Genomic DNA, 19,156 nt, shown 5'->3' with positions numbered 1-19,156 from the left:
TTATAAATGACGGCGATTTTCCCCTTCAAGCAGAACTGGTTCAGCTAGGTAGAGAATACGTTCCATTAATCGAGCTGCCTTCACCTCTTCTTTTTCCCCGCGCTGCGAGTACGTAAAGTGATGTTTTAACTCATTCGGTGAGAAATTAGAAGAGAAAAAAGTCGGCAGCTGCTCTGCCATGCGGTATTGCAAGATTGTTCCTAAAAGTTCATCTCGTACCCAGCTTGTCATCGACTCTGCTCCAATATCATCAAGCATTAAAATCGGTGTTGATTTGACCATATTCAGCTTCTCTTCGAGTGTATGATCGGCTAACGAATTTTTTAACTCTCTCACAAATTCAGGCACGTATACAAGGAGAGATGGATACTCTTTTACCGCTAACTGCTGCGCAATCGCTGCCAGAATAAATGTTTTTCCGACCCCAAACTTTCCATGTAAATAGAGGCCTTTGCCCTTACCTGTTTCATCATAACTTTGCAAGAATTGACCTACTTTTTGAATGACTTCTTGTCTTCCAACCACATTTAAATCAGCAAACGTCGCTTGAAGAACATTCTGCGGAATATACATACTTTTCATGAGTTCTTGCTGTTTTTTCTGTCTATCAAGCCGCAGTTTGACAGGACAAGGGGAATATTCAATATCAATGCTCTGACCTTTGATCACAAGCTTCGGGTGATACCCGTCTAAAATGACATTTACATTCTCTTCCTCTAAGCAGTAAGAACAGCCCTTTGATTGCTGTACATATTCAAAGAGCCTGTTCAAACTGCGATTGATCATGTCTTCTTGGATGTCCTCTTGATGCTCCTTTAAAAAAGCTTTTACATCTTCATCAGCTAGGACACTTTCTTTAATCTGATTGTATCTCACGCGAAAATCTACCCGCCCTTTTAGCTGATCAAATGAACGACCGATCGGTTTCATCTCCATCTCACCTCACATTAATGTGCATTGTACTTTTTCATATTATTAAACTGATCTAACAATTTTTCTTTTTCTCGTTCAAGGTCCTCTGTAGACAAGTTATCTGTCTGTTCTTTTGCGGGCTGTTCTTTCGTTTCAGCTTCTTTCATCCAGTCAGGCAGCTTCTCCTCGCGGATCACTTTTCCTGATCCATAGGATTGACGCTTATTTTTTTGCTGCGCCCATTCTGTCATTTGCCTATTCTCTTCTTTGGCAATTTTCATAGCAGCTGCCACGGTTTTGATTTTCTTTCGCACCCAATGGGCGGCGATTTTCTGCATATATGTTTTGGACAGTTTCATATCCGTTTTTAGCAGTGTATAGTAGATCAGGACATTCATGACCCCAGGCTCTAGCTGCTGCTCAAGCATAATATCTTCAACAATTCTTAAGTCTGCATATGTTGGCTCAATGCCATCTGCCATATCTTTTAGAAGCTCTCTAGGCGAAATATGATCAAGCTTTTCAATCAATTTCGCATCAGGCGCATCTGCACCTGGCTGTTGCGTGGCATCGTGACGTAAATGCCTTGGCTGTTTTTGATCAATCAGCTTCGGCTGTTCGCCCCTGTATTCAATTTGATACCAGTCTCTCGCTGCTTTTCGCAGATCCTCAGTTGATATCATCTGATCTGAACCACAGGCACCTGCGACAATATTTTGCATTTGCAGCGGTGTGATGCCATAGACGACCGCTAACTTCTTAATTGTCTCTTTCACTTGCTTTGTCAAAGCTTTTCTCGGAATCATCATGTCCGACATGCCTGCTAACAGGAGATCAAAATCAAAAGATTCATCTGAAAGCGGTGCAGGCTGACTTGAGCCAACTGTCACATATTCGTAGCCCTCATCAAGCGATGACGCCTGATTGATTTCCTCTGTCATCTTGCGCTCTCCTGGCTGCAAGACGTGAAACACTTCTTCAAACGATCGGGAGATGTTCTTTGCATCAGCAGGAACTCCTGGATAAGAAAAATAATCACGGAGCTGCATATATTTTGCTTTCTCTACCCGATGATACAAAAGGACATTCAGCATACCGTCTTGGAAAAATTCATCCGGTCTCAGCGGCGGCACGAGCTCATATGTAAACAGTCTGCCTTCTTCCGTTTCCTGTTCATATGTGCGGAGTAATCCGATCGCTTCAAGCTTTAAGCGCTCCTCAAAAATATCATTTAAATTCGTTTGCAGCATCACCATCAGCTGACGGTGAGGTGCGGGTTTCCCCCACATTCGATTTTGTTCCAGCTCTCCCCATAGCGTCATGTATAAACTGAAAGCGGACATGCCAATAAGCGGCTGATATAAAAGAGTAATAAGCTGTCTATCGATGTCACCGAGCAATGAAGCGCTTTTGACGACATACGGATCGACGGCTAGCACTTCCTTCCAATGCTCTGTCATATGCTGATCCTCCCTTAATACGGTTGTCTTCATTGTACACTCTTTTTGCGTTTTACGCTTTACGCAGGAAAAAGAGCATGAAGAATCTTCAGCTCTTTTTTAGCGTTCTTTCTTTAATAAATCTTTTAATTCATCAATAAACACATTGATATCTTTAAACTGACGGTAAACCGAGGCAAACCTGACATAAGACACTTCATCAATTTTCGCCAGCTCGTCCATCACCATTTCCCCTACAAGCTCGCTTTTCACCTCTGACATGCCTTGGTTACGCAATTCCTTCTCGATGTTAAAGCAGACATCCTCGAGCTGTTTTAAAGCGACAGGACGTTTTTCACACGCTTTGATGAGGCCTCTTAGCATCTTTTCCCGGCTGAATTCTTCTCGAATTCCTTCTTTTTTCACCACAATCAATGGCAATTCTTCTAATTTTTCAAACGTCGTGAAGCGATATTGACAGCTTTCACACTCTCTTCTCCGACGAATGGATTTTCCTTCATCTACTGGTCTTGAATCAAGCACCCTTGTGCCAAGGTGCTGACATGTGGGACATTTCATTTCATCAGCTCCGATCTGTTCTTGGAAGTTGTTTGTCTAGTTCTTTATAAAGGGACAAAACAGCCTTTTGACTGTAGCCAAAGTCTGTTGGCAGTGCTGTTTCTGTTGTCACATTAAAATCGACAGCTGTTTCAAAAGGACGAATTGAAATGACAGTCGCCACGAGAAAAGCTTTTTTCGGCGTTCGTATGTTTGCGCTGATTTCACCTCGTTCTGCTGAAACAGATGTCACTTGATAGGAATCGTTTCTTGAAAGAACGGCTTCTACCGTTTGGAAAACTTGAGTTTGTGTCGATTTGTAGTAATGGCTTTTCAGCTCTGACACTGGATGATGGTCAGATGTTTCTGTATGATTTGAAATGAATCGTTTTAGCTTTTGCCCTAAAGTCATACACGTATCCCCTTTGTCATAAACCCTCTTCTTTATTTTATAAAAAAAACCTTTGTTTTCCTAGAACAAAAGTATAGACAGGTTAGATCATGCTGGATGCCCGTGTATGGAACAAATATAAAAAGGAGCATAACACAAAGGCATTTAATGCTTTTGGCCAGCTCCCATTGCAATCTTTTTTATGTTTACAGTGCTTTGGCTTGCGCCTGTTTCACTTGTACAGGTCCCATGCCTCGAGGAATTTCGATGTTTTCTCTTGTTTCAGCACCTAGTTCATCTCCGATATGATCTGCTGCAATATTCGGATCTAGATCGCCGCAAGTATAAACATCTATGCTCGCATAACCATGTTCAGGAAAGCTGTGAATTGTCAAATGAGATTCAGAAATAATGACAACTCCACTTACTCCTTGAGGTGCAAATTTGTGAAAAGCAACCTCTCTTACTTCAGCTCCTGATTTCAAAGCTGCATTTACAAACGTTTTTTCAATAAAATCCATGTCGTTCAGTTTATCACAGTCGCATCCCCATAACTCGGAGATAACGTGACGTCCGATTGTTTCCATCATGGACCCCCCTTAAACAAGAATGAAAGAGTGAAGTTCTAAGCAGCCGGACCGGACATATACCACGGGGGAAAGTTAGTCCAAAGAGGTCCTAACCCTTTAAGTATACCCGAATGAGTCTGCGAACAAGAAGTTCACGAAAAATAGTATACTTTGTTTAGACCCATTTTGCAAGCTGTGTTTTTAGTGGGATTTTCTCTCATTTCTTGAAAAGGGACGTTCAGTCTTCTTCATTTCAAACAGCTGAAAGCTCTTTCATCTGGGAACCAACAAACTTTACAAGATCAACCACTCTGCAAGAATAGCCCCATTCATTGTCATACCATGCAAGAACTTTTACTTTTCTGCCTTCCATCACCATCGTTGTAAGTCCATCAACGACAGCAGAATAAGGGTTTGTGTTAAAGTCTGTGGAGACAAGTGGTTCATCGGTGTAGTCTAATATGCCAGCAAGAGATGTTTTTGAAGCCGTTGCAAAGGCAGCATTGACTTCTTCTGCTGTGACATCTTTTTTCAAGTCGACCACAAGATCAACCATCGATACATTAGAAACTGGCACTCGAAGTGCAAGTCCATGTAATTTCCCTTTCATGTGCGGCAGCACTAAAGAAAGCGCTTTAGCGGCACCCGTCGTCGTTGGAATGATGGACTGGGCACATGCTCTTGCCCGGCGCAAATCCTTGTGGGGGTTGTCGATATTTTTTTGATCATTTGTATAAGCATGAACCGTTGTCATTAAGCCGTTGTCGATGCCAAATTCATCATCTAACAATTTGACAACTGGCGCTAAACAGTTTGTTGTACAAGATGCGTTTGAAATAACGACGTGCTTTTCAGGATCAAGATCATCCTCATTGACACCCATTACAATTGTAACGTCTTCATTTTTACCTGGAGCTGTAAGTACGACCTTTTTCGCTCCGGCATCTATATGGCCCATCGCTTGATCTTTTGAATTAAATTTCCCTGTTGCTTCGATCACGATATCAATCCCAAGCTCTCCCCATGGAAGCTGCTTTGGGTCTCTATTATTGAGCAAAAGCACTCTTTTGCCATTGACAATCAACGCGTCATCTTCTGCTGTCACATCGCATTCGTAACGTCCATGATTTGTGTCATATTTAATTAAATGTGCTAGCGTTTCGGCAGGATAGCTTGCGTTCACCGCTACAATTTGAATTTGATCATCAAGCATTGCTTTTCTGAAGACCATGCGTCCAATTCTGCCAAACCCATTGATCGCTGCTTTTACCTTCATGAACAGGTCACTCCTCTATTATGTGTTATACTCAATAAATTTATTTATGAAATTAGTATATCACATTAGAATGTAATTGCCAGTATATAAACGTATATTTTCAAAAAAGGGCTGTTCTTTGCAATGAAATTGACGAAAAAAGCATAAAAAAAGAAGAGTACTGTATGTACTCTTACTTATCTGTATGTTCCCATTCGTTTAATATGTTCTCTAATTGCTTTCTAATAAAAGCAAGATCTTTTGTGTTTTCTATCACACGGTCTGCTTTTTGGCATTTTTCCTCAAGAGACTGCTGGGAGTGAATGCGATTCAGTGCTTCTTCCTCGCTCAGGTCGTTTCGATTCATGAGCCGCGACAGCTGCAATTCAGGCGTCGTGTACACAACGATGATGCGGTCGACTAGCCCTTCCAGCTTGCTCTCGAATAGGAGCGGGATATCAAGCACAACAAATGTTTCATTGTTGCTCACCCCTTCATCACGCTGTTTGAGCATTTCCTTTCTGACTTCAGGATGAACGATGGCATTGAGCTGTTTTCTTTTCTCTTCATCAGAAAAAATGATCGTTCCAAGCTGCTGCCGGTTCAGTTCACCATTTGGCAGAAGAACCTCTTCACCAAAAGTTTGAACGATTTGATGAAGGGCAGCCGATCCTTTAGAAACCGCTTCTTTTGCAATGATATCAGCATCCACCACCCGAATGCCTTTTTCTTTTATCATCTGCGAGACTGTGCTTTTTCCGCTAGCAATCCCGCCTGTTAATCCAATGACGAGCGTCAATTCGTTTCCTCCTTTACAGCTTCCACACCCCAATTAAAATGAGCAACAGCCCTGGTAAGCATGCGAGTTTATCGATCCAGCGCCAATTGGCCAAATAATGACCCGCACGCAGTCCGATGCATACAAAAAGAGAACTCATCACAGCGACCGTGATGCTCATGACAATTGGAGAAAAACCAAGAATCGCTGCACCAATCCCTGCACCAAATGCATCGATGGATAAAGCAATTCCAAGAAGCACCGCTTCCATTCCATTAATGGTGCCAGAGCGGTCAATATCTGCACTTGTAGGCTTTCGCAAAATATGAATGACAAGCCCAAGAGACTGCACTTCTACATTGAGAAGTGTTTTTTCATGAAGGAGCAAATCACGCTCTTTCGCTGGTTTATAAAATTGATACAGAACCCAAAGTCCGATGGCAATTAAAATGCCTCCACCCAGTTTATCTGTCACTGAGACAGGGAGGAATGTCGTGAGCAGGCTGCCAATCAGCATGGAAATGAGCAACACAATTCCTGAACAGCAAGCAATAATAACGATGGCTTTAAATGGAATTCTCATCTTGCGAAGACCATACGTAAAACCTACAGAAAAGCTGTCAATGCTGACGGCAATAGCTAAAAACAGAAGCGAAAACGAAATCATACCTGTACTCTTCCTTTCTGTTCATGCAACGATGATCAAGAGTCTCTAGGCGTCCTTAGACTCTTCTTCACTATATGAAGAGCAGGTGGGCTGTGTGTCAGTCTACACCTTGCTGAAAAAAGAATGTTTTTTATCGTATGCATGGCAAAAAGGAAGCATGCTGACGGCTTACTTTTATGAAGGGCGTTTTTGGCAGGTCACACAAAAATGAGTGCCGCGCCCTCCAACCACTGTTTTTTCTATGATACTTCCGCACGTCTGGCAAGGTTCTCCCCGCCGGTCATATACAAGAAGCTGTAACTGAAAAGTCCCAATATCACCTTGTGAATTGATGTAGGAACGAATGGTGCTACCTCCTGCATCAACAGCCACTTGAAGCGTGTCAATAATATGTTTGTGGAGCACCTTGCAAGATGCAAGACTTAGCTGATTCGCTTTTGTTTCTGGATGAATGCCTGATTTAAACAGCACTTCATCTACATAAATATTACCGAGGCCTACCACGATTTTTTGATCAAGTAAAGCCGTTTTGACCACGCGGGAGGTTTTCTTTAATTGCTCCCATAAATAGTCTGGTGTAAATGAGTCTGAAAAAGGTTCATACCCCAGCTGTGATAGCGGAAGTTCTTTTTCTTCTTCGCCTAGCTGAAATAGATGCATCGTCCCAAATTTACGGACATCATGATACCGAAGTTCGGTACCATCTGTGAACGTAAAGACGACGTGTACATGTTTATCATAAGGCTCACCAGTTTCATGTACACGGTATTTCCCTTCCATTCTTAAATGGGAGACCATCACATAGTGGTCTAAATGAAAGAGTAGAAACTTCCCTCTTCTTTCAATGGTTTGAATGGTTTCTCCTACCATCCTTCTAGCGAACTCTTCCGGTTCCCCAGGACGTTTGATGATATTTGGCCATTTGATATCGACCGTTTCAATCGTTTTTCCTTTGACTAACCGCTGAAGAGTGCGCCGGACGGTCTCAACCTCTGGTAATTCCGGCATGCTCCTCGCTCCTTTTTCTCTCTCTTTATTTTGCGTCGTACCAAGATGGGCCTGAAGCGAAATCGACTTTTAGCGGCACATCGAGCTGAAGTGCGCTTTCCATGACTTCTGGGACGATTTTTTCTAATATGGCGATTTCTTCTTTTGGCGCTTCAAAGATCAGTTCATCGTGCACTTGCAATAACAGATTTGCCTGCAGATTCTCTTCTTTTAACTTTCGTGCCATATCAATCATCGCTTTTTTGATGATATCGGCGGCACTGCCTTGGATCGGTGTGTTCATTGCCGTTCTTTCCGCAAAGCTTTTCACATTAAAATTACGGCTTGTGATATCTGGGATATATCGTCTACGTTTAAGAAGCGTGGTCACATATCCTTTTTGTTTTGCTTCCTGCACGATGTCCTCCATATAGGTTTTCACGCCTTTAAAGCTTGTTAAATAACGGTCAATGAAGGCCGCTGCTTCTTTTCTTGTAATCCCAAGATTTTGAGACAGTCCATAATCACTAATTCCATATACGATTCCGAAGTTGACAGCTTTGGCCTGTCTTCTCATAGAGGAAGTCACTTCTTCTTCTGAGACATGGAACACATCCATTGCTGTTTTCGTGTGAATATCCATATCTTGCGTAAAGGCTTCAATCAAGTTCTCATCTTGAGAAATGTGCGCGAGTACACGCAGCTCAATTTGAGAATAGTCAGCTGCAAACATGAGCCAGCCTTCTTTTGACGGAACGAATGCTTGACGAATCTTTCGGCCTTCTTCTAAACGAATCGGGATGTTTTGAAGGTTTGGATCTGTTGAGCTTAGTCTTCCTGTTTGTGTAAGTGCCTGATTAAATCTTGTGTGCACTTTATGCGTATCTTTGCGCGTCACTTTCATTAAGCCTTCCACATAAGTAGATTGCAGCTTTCCTATTTGACGGTAATGCAGAATGGACCGAATAATTTCGTGCTTGTCTTCAAGCTTTTCAAGGACATCCGCAGACGTAGAGTAGCCGGTTTTGGTCTTTTTGATAACGGGCAGTCCTAATTTTTCAAATAAAATCACACCAAGTTGCTTCGGTGAATTAATGTTAAATGTTTCTCCTGCTAACCGATGAATGGTTTCTTCATATTCCTTCAGCTTCTTCGTGAGTTCTTCACCCATTTTCTGAAGGCGTTCAACATCCACTTTTACCCCAAGAGATTCCATTTCACCTAAGATGAGGGCAAGTGGCAGCTCTAAATCTTCATACAGCTCATGCTGATCATTTTTTTCTAACGCTTCACGGGTCAAATCATGCAGCGCAGAGATCGCTGCTGCTTTTCTTCCAAGATGGTCTTTTAGCTCTTCTTCCGGTGGAATCGCCTGTTTCGCTCCTTTTCCGTATACTTTTTCATCGGAAAGGGCTATGTTCAGGCCATATTCCTTCGCCACACTTGCAACGTCCTCATAGGATTTCTGCGGATTGACCACATAGGAAGCGAGCAGGACATCGTTATCGACACCTTTAAGATCAACATCATGCCATCTGAGCGCAACAACCGCTCTTTTGGAATCAAAGACCCATTTCTTCTTCGTTTCATCCTGTACCCATTGTTTAAACGCTTCAGATTGCAGAGCATCTTCTTTTGTCATAAAAAATGCACCGTTCTCATTATGGATCGCAAACCCTATCAAATCGGCTTCGTGATAATTGTCTCCTAGCTGTTCTACCACAAGTGCAGCGTGATCTGTCAGCATGTCCTCCGTGACATCTGTCATTTTCTTCACGTCTAGTTCGTCTATTTCTACTGGTTCATCTGATTCTGGCGCTTCTCCTAAACGCTCTAGCAGCGTTTGAAAGCCCAGTTCTTTATAAAGCGAGATGACCTGCTCCATGTGAGGACCTTCATAGGCGAGCTCTTTGCTTGACACATCTATTGGTGCTTCTACGAGAATCGTCGCCAGCTTTTTACTCATCACCGCTTGTTCTTTATATTCTTCAAGCTTTTCTTTTAGCTTTTTCCCGCTGACTTCGTCAATATGATCAAGCAGATTTTCAACCGTTTCAAACTGCTTTAGTAATTTGATCGCTGTTTTTTCACCGACACCAGGCACGCCAGGGATATTGTCTGATGAGTCTCCCATCAGCCCTTTCATGTCGATGATTTGATCTGGTCTGAGGCCGTATTTCTCTTCAATATGGGCCGGCGTGTAATATTCTACTTCTGTGATCCCTTTTTTCGTAATGGCTACTGTTGTATGGTCTGTTGAAAGCTGCGTTAAGTCTTTATCTCCTGAGAAGATTTTGACCTCAAAGCCGTCCTTTTCTGCCTCTACAGCCAGTGTGCCGATAATGTCATCTGCCTCGTATTGCGGAAGCTCGTACCTTTTCACTTGATAAGCATCTAATAGCTCACGGATGAACGGCATTTGTTCTGATAGTTCTGGCGGAGTTTTTTGTCTTCCGCCTTTATATTCCTTAAAGGTCTCGTGACGGAAGGTGGTTTTACCCGCATCAAATGCTACGAGCATATGAGTCGGCTTCTCGTCTTCCAGCATCTTCATTAAGATCATCGCAAAGCCATAAATGGCATTTGTATGTACGCCTTTATCATTGGATAATAGCGGCAAAGCAAAAAAGGCTCGATAAGCGAGACTGTTTCCATCCACAAGTACTAATTTCTTTTGATCTGTCATCTTTTAATCCTCCATCGACTGAGCCGGCTCAGCCGTCTCTTTCGCACATTGTATGTTCATTTTATCAAAGTTTATTTTGAAAAGAAAATAGACGAGCCTGCATAAAAAAGGGACGAAAACAACAAGTGTTTTCGTCCTTCCAAAATTGGCTCCTTGGATGAAGGGGTTCCTATTCATCCTACCAATGATTGATTAACAAAACATGAATTCATTGTAAAGATCATGTAAATTTTAACGCCACTTTCCATTCTTCTCTATTTTGACTTTAAACTCACGGTAAACGTCGTCCCTTTGCCTTGTTTGCTATGAACAGAAATCGTTCCTTCATGTGCTTCGACAAGGTGTTTGACAATGGCAAGACCAAGCCCTGTACCGCCTGAGTTTCTACTTCGATCTTTATCAATTCGATAAAATCTCTCGAATATTCTTGGAATCTCACTCTTTTTCATACCGATCCCTGTATCTGCTACATCAAATTCATAGCTGTCTTTCCTCTGTCTTGCTGTGATCGTGACACTTCCTCCCTCTGGTGTATAGGTGAGGGCATTATTGATCAGGTTGAGGAAAATTTGTTTTAATCTCAGCGGATCTGCCATGACATAGACCGGCTCTTTCGGGACACGCACTTGTAGGTCAATGCCTTTTTCAGCAGCCTTTTGTTTTAGCAGCACTTCAATCTCTTGAATGATTTCTGTCGCATTGGCTTCTTGAATATTCAGCTTAAAATGCTGCTGTTCAATTTTCGAGAGATCAAGTAAGTCTTGGATGAGCGTTTCTAAACGAATACTCTCTTTTAGGATGATGGACAAAAATTGTGTCAGCGCTTCTTTGTCGTCAATGGCACCATCAAGAAGTGTTTCAGAAAAGCCTTTAATTGACGTGATCGGTGTCTTTAATTCATGTGACACGTTAGCGACAAAGTCTTTTCGCATCTGTTCTAGCTGCTTTGTTTCTGTCACATCATGAAAGACAAGAACAATTCCTTTCCATTCATCGTCCGTACTTAAGATCGGGACACCATCGACTTGGAAATAACGCCGCTCGATGTCAACAGCGAGACGTAAGAACTTTCGGACCTTGGTTTCTGTCATGAAAATTTCGTCTATTAACTCAATAATCTCTTCATGGGTAAAGGCTTCATGATACAGCTTGTGCATGTAAATGTGTTTTTGCACTTTGAATTGCTTGCGGAATGTTCGATTGACTAAGTGGATATAGCCCATTTTATCAATCAAAATAATCCCCGCTCCAATGTTTTCAATGACTGTTTGCAGACGATCTCGCTGCATTTCGCCAGCGCTTGTCATGTCTTGAAGACTTTCTGCCAGACGCTTCATTGATGTATTGAGTTCACTTGTTTCAATGATCAGCTCTTCATAGTTATTTGTATCATAGTTCCCTCGTTCAAGCTGTTTGGCCACCTTTGTGGCATAATCAATCGGCTTTACATACTTCATCGACATGCGATAGCCAAAAAAGACGATGATAATAATGGCTGAACCAAGACAAAAGGCTAATGCAAGCCAGAGCTGACCATCAATCTCATTCAAAGGCTGGAATGAAGCATGAAGAAATAAATATCCCGCCGGTTCGTTTTGTTTCATCATTGGAACTGCATAATGAAACAGCGCATCTTTCTCATCCTCAATGAACGTTCCTTTTGTTTGGAGCTGCTCATTTTCCAGCGTGTTTAAAATGACGGCTCTTTGTTCTGCTTGACCCGTTGTATGTATGATATTCCCCTTCACGTCCACAATCGACGCATTCATATCGAGATGCTGCTTTGCTTGATTGAGAATCTTCTTGTTTTGCTCCGCGTTCAAATCTTCAACATTCATTGAAGAAAGGAGAAAACTCGATTCCTTTTCCATTCGTTCGGTTAATTTTGTTTCATAAAAAATATGAAACATATGATCCAAGAAAAGACCAAGCGCAACAAACACAATAAACAGGAGAAAAATGAGCCCAGAAAAAAGGCGGGTTCTCACTTTACTCATTTGGCTTTGGCTCCTCCAATTTGTAGCCTAAGCCTCGAATGGTTTTAATATATGTTGGTTTTTTCGTGTTCTTTTCAATTTTGTCCCGCAAGTGGCTGATATGCACATCCACAATACGAGTATCACCTGCAAAGTCATAATTCCAAACCGCACTTAACAATAGATCACGCGTAAGGACACGGCCTTTATGCTTAGCCAAATAAAGAAGCAGTTCAAACTCCTTTGGCGTGAGCTCTAGACGTTCTTCTTGGAAATAGACTTCGTAATGTTCAGGTAAAATGCGCAGGTCTCCAATTTTGATTTGGTCTGCAATGATCTCTTCCTTCTCTTCTTGCACGGGAGCCGGCTGAGATTGCTGTGCTCTTCTCAAAATGGCTTTTACCCGAGCACCCACTTCTCTAGGACTGAAAGGTTTTGTCATGTAATCATCGGCTCCAAGTTCAAGACCGAGCACCTTATCAAATTCATCGTCCTTTGCTGTCAGCATTAAAATAGGGAACATCATTTTTTGAATTCTCAGTTGTTTGCACACTTCAATGCCGTCCATTTTCGGAAGCATTAAATCAAGCACAATCAGATCAGGCTGTTCACTTGCTGCTTTTTCAAGCGCTTCTTCTCCGTCTTTTGCTGTGACGACATCGTAGCCCGCCCTTTCAAGGTTATAGCTTAGAAGTGTTACAATTGATTCTTCATCATCCACAACTAATATTTTTTTATTCATGTTGTGCCTCCAATTAGTGATTTCCCCTGCATCCGGTTTTTTGTATCTTATGTGAAAAGCGAGAAGTCATGCTTTCTCTTTCATTTTAACGAAAGCTTAACAAGAGAACAATTTAAAATTTCGACAAGATTGACTTTGTAAACAAAAAGAAGACTCCTCATACGAGAAGCCTTCTTTTTTATTCATATTAAGACAATACTTTCATGACGTTCTTTACAGATTCAACAGAACGGTCAAGCTGACTTCTTTCTTCTTCTGTCAGCTCAAGCTCGATGATCTGCTCAAGGCCGTTTCCACCTACGATTGTTGGAACGCCAAGGTAAATGCCTTCGTAGCCATATTCACCTTCAAGGTATGCAATCGTCGGCATGACGCGGCGTTGATCTTTTAAGATCGCCTCAACCATTTCTACGAGTGAAGCAGCAGGTGCATAATACGCACTACCGTTACCTAATAGGTTGACGATCTCACCGCCGCCTTTTCTTGTTCTTTCAACAATTGCATCAATTCGCTCTTTAGGAATTAATGTTTCCAGCGGGATACCGCCTGCATAAGAGTAACGTACAAGAGGAACCATGTCGTCCCCATGTCCGCCAAGAACAAAGCCCGTCACATCTTTCACAGATAGGTTTAATTCTTGAGCAACGAACGTACGGAAACGTGCTGTATCAAGAATTCCTGATTGTCCGATGACTTTTTCTTTTGGTAATCCTGATTCTTTATAAACTGCATATGTCATTGCATCAACAGGGTTTGTTAACACAACAATGATCGCTTCTGGAGAATATTTAACGATTTCACGTGTCACACTGCGCATGATTTTTTCATTTGTTGACACGAGGTCGTCACGGCTCATTCCCGGCTTTCTTGCAATTCCTGCCGTAATGACCACGACATCAGAACCGGCTGTATCTTCGTAGTTAGAAGTTCCTGTAATATTCGCATCGAAGCCTTGAACAGGGCTTGCTTCCAGCATGTCAAGTGCTTTCCCTTTTGTCGGGTTCTCAAGCTGAGGGATATCCACTAATACGACATCCGCTAATTCTTTTTGAGCTGTTAGAAATGCTGTAGTTGCTCCAGTAAAGCCTGCTCCGATGACAGATACTTTTTTACGCTTGTTTGCCATTTCCTTTTTCCCCTTTAACTTTAAAGTTTAAGAATCAAGACAAGTTTTTGATGAGCTCGTCAGCAAACTCAGAACATTTCACTTCTGTTGCACCGTCCATTAATCTAGCAAAATCGTACGTGACGACTTTAGATGCAATTGTTTTTTCAACAGATTGAATCACTAGATCAGCAGCTTCTTGCCATCCAAGGTGCTCAAGTAAAAGCACGCCTGATAGAAGAACAGAAGATGGATTCACTTTATCAAGACCAGCATATTTCGGTGCTGTTCCGTGAGTCGCTTCAAAAATAGCGTGTCCTGTTTCGTAGTTGATGTTTGCACCAGGTGCGATACCAATTCCACCAACTTGTGCTGCAAGTGCATCAGAGATGTAGTCTCCGTTTAAGTTCATTGTTGCGACAACATCGAACTCAGCTGGACGAGTTAAAATTTGTTGAAGGAAAATATCTGCAATGCTGTCTTTGACAATGATTTTGCCAGCAGCTTCTGCTTCACTTTGCGCTTTGTTTGCCGCATCTTTTCCATCTTGTTCTACAATACGATCATATTGTGCCCATGTAAAGACTTTGTCGCCAAACTCTTTTTCAGCCACTTCGTAGCCCCAGTTTTTGAAGGCTCCTTCTGTAAATTTCATGATGTTTCCTTTGTGAACAAGTGTCACAGATTTACGGCCTTGGTCAATCGCATATTGGATCGCTGCTCTGACAAGACGAGATGTTCCTTCTTCAGAAACTGGTTTGATTCCGATACCTGATGTTTCTGGGAAACGGATTTTATTCACACCTAATTCGTTTTTCAAGAAGTCGATTAACTTCTTCACTTCGTCTGATCCTTTTGCATACTCGATTCCTGCATAGATATCTTCAGTGTTTTCACGGAAGATGACCATGTCTGTGTCTTCTGGACGTTTCACAGGAGATGGTACGCCTTGGAACCAGCGAACTGGACGTAAGCATGTGAATAAATCAAGCTCTTGTCTTAGTGCCACGTTCAATGAACGAATTCCTCCGCCAATTGGTGTTGTCAGTGGTCCTTTGATCGCGATTAAATATTCACGAATGTCTTCAAGTGTTTGCTCTGGAAGCCACTCGCCCGTTTTATTATAAGCTTTTTCACCTGCATATACTTCTTTCCAAGTGATTTGCTTTTCACCTTTATATGCTTTTTCTACAGCTGCTTCAAGAACTCTTGATGCTGCTTTCCAAATGTCAGGACCGATTCCGTCCCCTTCGATAAACGGGATAATTGGATTATTTGGTACATTCAATACGCCGCCAGTAACTGTAATTTTTTCGCCTTGTGACAATGATATTACCTCCCAGGTTATGTAGTGAATATTTGAAACTTCCAAGCTTGATGTCTGCAAGCCAAGAAGTTTTTCACGTGATTCGTTTTTTGTTGATATGGAGGCTGATTGGTTTAGATGGATCAGCCTCCACTATTCTATAAACATTAGTCTCTTTCACTGATCGGAACAAACGTTTGAAGGTCTGGTCCAATATAGTCAGCTCTTGGACGGATCAGACGGTTGTTATCATATTGCTCTAAAATGTGAGCAATCCATCCAGAGAATCGGCTGATCACGAAAATTGGTGTAAACAAGTCATGATCAATCCCAAGACTGTGATAGACAGAAGCAGAATAAAAATCAACATTTGGTGGAAGATTTTTCTCTGATGTCACGATTTCCTCTGCGCGTACAGACATTTCATACCATTTTGGCTCGCCTGTGAGATTTGTTAAGCGCTGGCTCATTTCTTTTAAATGTTTTGCACGCGGGTCACCTTGGCGGTAAACGCGGTGGCCAAAGCCCATAATTTTCTCTTTCTTCTCTAGCTTACCATGAATATAGGAATCTACGTTTTCAACTTCGCCAATTTCTGACAACATCTTCATTACGCCTTCATTTGCGCCGCCATGAAGTGGTCCTTTCAATGCGCCGATAGCTGCTGTTACACCAGAGTAGATATCTGATAGTGTAGCAACACATACACGTGCTGTAAATGTCGATGCGTTTAATTCGTGATCCGCATGTAGAATGAGCGCTTTATCAATCGCTTCAATTTCTACTGGTGAAGGCTCTTCGCCGTTTAGCATATATAAGAAGTTTGCAGCATAGCTGTATTCTTCTTTTGGCTGTACAGGCTCAAGTCCCTTTCGAATGCGTGAAAATGCAGCGACAAGTCCAGAAATTTTCGCTTGTAAGCGAATGGCTTTTCTGTAATTCGCTTCTTTGTCCATAATCTCTGATTCGTCATCAAGCAAACCTAATAAGGATACCGCTGTACGAATCGCAGACATTGGATGAACCCCATCCAGCGAATAAGATTTAAAGTGCTCAATGATCTCTTGCGGAATATGAGCATTTTCATTGAGCTGCTGCTTTAACTCGCTTAGCTCCTGCTCATTCGGCAGCTTTAAGTGCCATAACAGGTAGACAATTTCTTCGAAAGTCGCTTTTTCAGTTAAATCATCGATATTGTACCCTACATAAGTAAGAGTATCATCAATAATTGAGCTTACGGATGAAGTTGTTGCCACGATACCTTCAAGACCTCTTGTTGCTGTCATGTTCAATCTCCCCTTTTTAAAAAGATTCCCCTTCGTTGCAAAATTCTCGCTTTTTGAAAGCGCTATCCAACCAAAATAGGCTGGCAGGTTTAGAAAAGAAAATGCTTACATTTACCTATACGGTTAGAGCGCTTTTAGCCTCATATCTCGTGTTTGATCAATGAGTTCAAAATTAAGCCTATTCCCATTATAAACAATAATCAGACATTTGTTAAATGTTTAACTATAATTTTTTTTGATATTTTTTTTTCCAGCCTTCCGGTTCGGGCATGGAATAAAGGGATTTTGCTTCTTTTAATATATTTAATTATGTTTTTTTGCAAAAGCTCACGTCAGAAAAAATATCAAAAGAAAGTGGCATGAGCCACTCTCTTTTTAACCGCTGAAAAATTTCACTGCTTGCATCGCTAAATAGGCAATTCCAGCACCAATCAGCGGGCCAACAGCCACACCTTTGAATAAGCTGACTGCCAAAATCGTACCGAATACAAGTGCTGCGGTGATATGCGGATCGTTTTCGAGTAGCACAATGCCGTTTTTTGCAATTAATGCTACTAATATACCCGCTCCGAGTGCAATCCAAGCATAAGAGGATTTCATTGCTTCTCCAAGCTGTTTAAATCCAATGTCCCCTGTTGCGATCGGTACAAGCACTGCGATCGTGATGACCGTCACACCCCAATTGATACCTTTTGATTGCAGAACCGGGAAAATTTTTTGATCCAGGCCAATCAGCTTAATGGCAATCAGCACAGAGACCGCTAAAATTAACGAATTGTTTTTTGCAATAAGTGCAATAACGAGTAAAAGAAACAAAAACAAATTTGCTTGAGTAAACATACGCCGCTCCTTTCTTTCTTTTTATTGCGACCTTTTCATATTACTAATCTTTTTGAATAAAATGAAGTATCGGACATGCTTGTTTTTTGGAGGGGATTGTGTGAATCACACGTATGTGGGCATTTTTTTGCGAAGTTTGATGATTTTCAGCATCGCCGTTTGTGCGGTTGTTTTTTTATATCAGTCTTTTCCGTTTTTATATCCATTTTGGATTGCATTTGCCGTGTCGTGTTTGATTCATCCAGCCGTATGCAAAATCGAAAACATGACCGGGATGCCAAGAGGTTTTGTTGTTATCATTGTGTTATTACTCTTTTTAGTGGTAGCAGCTGGATTCATGACACTTTTAGTGGCGGAAATCATTTCAGGAAGTGCTTATTTAGCAAAGGTACTGCCAGGTCATCTTGATCAAATGATTGGGATTGTGGAACGTTTTTTCACAGATCAGATTTTGCCTTTATATCATGATTTGACTGCTCAATTTAATACACTTCAAGCAGGTCAAAAGGAATCGATTTTAGGACAAATCCAAGCACTTGGTGACGAAGCAGCGGCAAAAATCGGGACTTTCCTTTCAAAAACTCTTGAATTCATTCCAGCTTTTTTAGGTCTTTTGCCTGATGCAGCAGCGACGCTTTTATTTTCCGCACTAGCGACTTTTTTTATCACAAAAGATTGGTTTACGTTAAAAAAATATGGTTCTCGTATCTTTCCCGCCAAATGGATGCTTCATACACGTGCCATTTTATCTGAAATCAAAAAAGCCATTTCTGGCTTTATGAAAGCCCAGCTTCTCCTTGTTGCCATGACCATTGGGATCGTGCTGATTGGACTTTTCATCTTAAAGGTCGAGCATGCGATTGTGATCGCTCTATGTATTGGTCTAGTTGATTTACTTCCTTACATCGGGAGTGGCACCGTTTTTCTTCCGTGGATCATTTACTCCGCCATGACAGGAAATCTTTCACTCGCCATTGGACTGGGCATTTTGTATATTGTGGTGCTCATTCAAAGACAAATATCAGAGCCAAAAGTCTTAAGTAAATCAATTGGTCTTAATCCTTTAGCAACACTTGTGGCACTGTTTGTCGGGTTAAAATGCTTTGGTTTTCTTGGACTTGCACTCGGTCCCGCTTCTCTTGTCGTTTGGCAGGCGTTTCGTAATGCAGGGGTTTTCAGAGACCTTTATCAGTACATTCGGTATGGTGCGCAAAAGTAAAAGAGACCTGATGCGAAGGTCTCTTTAGCGTATAATCGTATAGCGTTTGCGATTGGACATGTTTCTAAGCCAGCGCTCAAAGAGCGGTTTGATCCGTTTTCTTGTCATGGGAATGAGCAGCACAGCCCCAATCAGATCAGAAAGGAATCCAGGTATGAGCAGCAGCAAACCACCGATCAGAATGCAGAAGCCATCGACAATGGTGGCCCCTGGCATTTTGCCATATTGTAAATCTCGCTGCACTTTCTGAAATGCTTCTATTCCTTGTTTTCTTGCAAAGTAAGCACCTAATGCGCTTGTTAGCACAATGACTAGCATCGTTGGTAAAATACCAATGATGTTACTTGAGATTAAAAATAAACTAATTTCCACTGCCGGGAACAGAATCAATAATAGTAGAAAATATTTTTTCAAGCCATATCACCTCATGGGGTCTCTTT

The 19,156-nt window shown here is 41.7% G+C and carries 18 protein-coding genes; 1 reads left to right on the top strand and 17 read right to left on the bottom strand.

Annotation, left to right across the window (positions count from 1 at the left end):
• The 16 genes from dnaI to ACTJJQ_RS11325 all read right to left on the bottom strand — a co-directional run bounded on the left by dnaI (position 1) and on the right by ACTJJQ_RS11325 (position 17,497).
• Positions 1-930 carry a primosomal protein DnaI gene (dnaI, locus tag ACTJJQ_RS11400; RefSeq protein WP_008346034.1) on the bottom strand — a complete coding sequence of 310 codons (930 nt, stop codon included), beginning with the start codon at positions 928-930 and terminating at the stop codon, positions 1-3.
• A 17-nt stretch (positions 931-947) separates the two neighbouring features.
• Positions 948-2,372: a replication initiation and membrane attachment family protein gene (locus ACTJJQ_RS11395; RefSeq protein WP_052320466.1), complete on the bottom strand. Its 1,425-nt coding sequence runs from the start codon at positions 2,370-2,372 to the stop codon at positions 948-950.
• A gap of 99 nt (positions 2,373-2,471) precedes the next feature.
• Positions 2,472-2,930, bottom strand: a complete 459-nt coding sequence (gene nrdR / locus ACTJJQ_RS11390) for a transcriptional regulator NrdR (protein ID WP_003216720.1) — start codon at positions 2,928-2,930, stop codon at positions 2,472-2,474.
• Between the two features lie 4 nt (positions 2,931-2,934).
• The gene (locus ACTJJQ_RS11385) at positions 2,935-3,321 is read right to left on the bottom strand and encodes a hypothetical protein (protein WP_057079219.1); all 387 of its coding nucleotides are present in this window, start codon (positions 3,319-3,321) and stop codon (positions 2,935-2,937) included.
• 185 nt (positions 3,322-3,506) lie between these two features.
• Complete coding sequence (gene speD / locus ACTJJQ_RS11380; protein WP_003216492.1) at positions 3,507-3,887, bottom strand: adenosylmethionine decarboxylase; 381 nt, start codon at positions 3,885-3,887, stop codon at positions 3,507-3,509.
• A gap of 235 nt (positions 3,888-4,122) precedes the next feature.
• Positions 4,123-5,145 carry a glyceraldehyde-3-phosphate dehydrogenase gene (locus tag ACTJJQ_RS11375; RefSeq protein ID WP_008346043.1) on the bottom strand — a complete coding sequence of 341 codons (1,023 nt, stop codon included), beginning with the start codon at positions 5,143-5,145 and terminating at the stop codon, positions 4,123-4,125.
• Between the two features lie 172 nt (positions 5,146-5,317).
• Positions 5,318-5,923 (bottom strand): dephospho-CoA kinase, encoded by a 606-nt coding sequence (gene coaE, locus ACTJJQ_RS11370; protein ID WP_440600214.1) that lies wholly within the window; start codon positions 5,921-5,923, stop codon positions 5,318-5,320.
• 13 nt (positions 5,924-5,936) lie between these two features.
• Positions 5,937-6,569 (bottom strand): sporulation membrane protein YtaF, encoded by a 633-nt coding sequence (gene ytaF / locus ACTJJQ_RS11365; RefSeq protein ID WP_007501684.1) that lies wholly within the window; start codon positions 6,567-6,569, stop codon positions 5,937-5,939.
• 174 nt (positions 6,570-6,743) lie between these two features.
• A complete protein-coding gene (gene mutM, locus ACTJJQ_RS11360; RefSeq protein WP_440600213.1) occupies positions 6,744-7,577 on the bottom strand; it encodes a DNA-formamidopyrimidine glycosylase in 834 nt (277 codons plus the stop codon).
• Between the two features lie 25 nt (positions 7,578-7,602).
• A complete protein-coding gene (gene polA / locus ACTJJQ_RS11355; protein ID WP_057079215.1) occupies positions 7,603-10,242 on the bottom strand; it encodes a DNA polymerase I in 2,640 nt (879 codons plus the stop codon).
• A gap of 254 nt (positions 10,243-10,496) precedes the next feature.
• Positions 10,497-12,239 carry a two-component system histidine kinase PnpS gene (pnpS, locus tag ACTJJQ_RS11350; RefSeq protein ID WP_017367831.1) on the bottom strand — a complete coding sequence of 581 codons (1,743 nt, stop codon included), beginning with the start codon at positions 12,237-12,239 and terminating at the stop codon, positions 10,497-10,499.
• Positions 12,232-12,960: a response regulator transcription factor gene (locus ACTJJQ_RS11345; protein WP_017358269.1), complete on the bottom strand. Its 729-nt coding sequence runs from the start codon at positions 12,958-12,960 to the stop codon at positions 12,232-12,234. Before ACTJJQ_RS11345 ends, pnpS begins: the two co-directional genes overlap by 8 nt.
• Before the next feature lie 187 nt (positions 12,961-13,147).
• On the bottom strand, positions 13,148-14,086 hold the full coding sequence (gene mdh / locus ACTJJQ_RS11340) for a malate dehydrogenase (protein ID WP_007501693.1): 939 nt from the start codon (positions 14,084-14,086) through the stop codon (positions 13,148-13,150).
• Positions 14,087-14,120: 34 nt separating this feature from the next.
• Positions 14,121-15,392, bottom strand: coding sequence for an NADP-dependent isocitrate dehydrogenase (gene icd, locus ACTJJQ_RS11335; protein WP_008346060.1), 1,272 nt, complete (start codon positions 15,390-15,392; stop codon positions 14,121-14,123).
• Between the two features lie 146 nt (positions 15,393-15,538).
• Positions 15,539-16,657 carry a citrate synthase gene (gene citZ, locus ACTJJQ_RS11330; protein WP_008346063.1) on the bottom strand — a complete coding sequence of 373 codons (1,119 nt, stop codon included), beginning with the start codon at positions 16,655-16,657 and terminating at the stop codon, positions 15,539-15,541.
• A gap of 375 nt (positions 16,658-17,032) precedes the next feature.
• Positions 17,033-17,497, bottom strand: a complete 465-nt coding sequence (locus ACTJJQ_RS11325; RefSeq protein ID WP_079920398.1) for a DUF441 domain-containing protein — start codon at positions 17,495-17,497, stop codon at positions 17,033-17,035.
• Positions 17,498-17,597: 100 nt separating this feature from the next.
• On the opposite strand from ACTJJQ_RS11325, the gene ytvI reads away from it, so the two are divergent.
• Positions 17,598-18,716 (top strand): sporulation integral membrane protein YtvI, encoded by a 1,119-nt coding sequence (ytvI, locus tag ACTJJQ_RS11320; protein ID WP_017358270.1) that lies wholly within the window; start codon positions 17,598-17,600, stop codon positions 18,714-18,716.
• Between the two features lie 24 nt (positions 18,717-18,740).
• Here the strand turns inward: ytvI and ACTJJQ_RS11315 are convergent, their stop codons facing one another.
• Entirely contained in the window at positions 18,741-19,130 is a 390-nt protein-coding gene (locus ACTJJQ_RS11315; protein ID WP_007501703.1) for an FxsA family protein, read from the bottom strand.
• Between the last annotated feature and the right edge of the window lie 26 nt (positions 19,131-19,156).

The organism is Bacillus sp. 22483 (genome assembly GCF_052044605.1).
Taxonomy (GTDB): domain Bacteria; phylum Bacillota; class Bacilli; order Bacillales; family Bacillaceae; genus Bacillus; species Bacillus altitudinis.
This window is presented reverse-complemented; position numbering and strand designations above follow the sequence as displayed.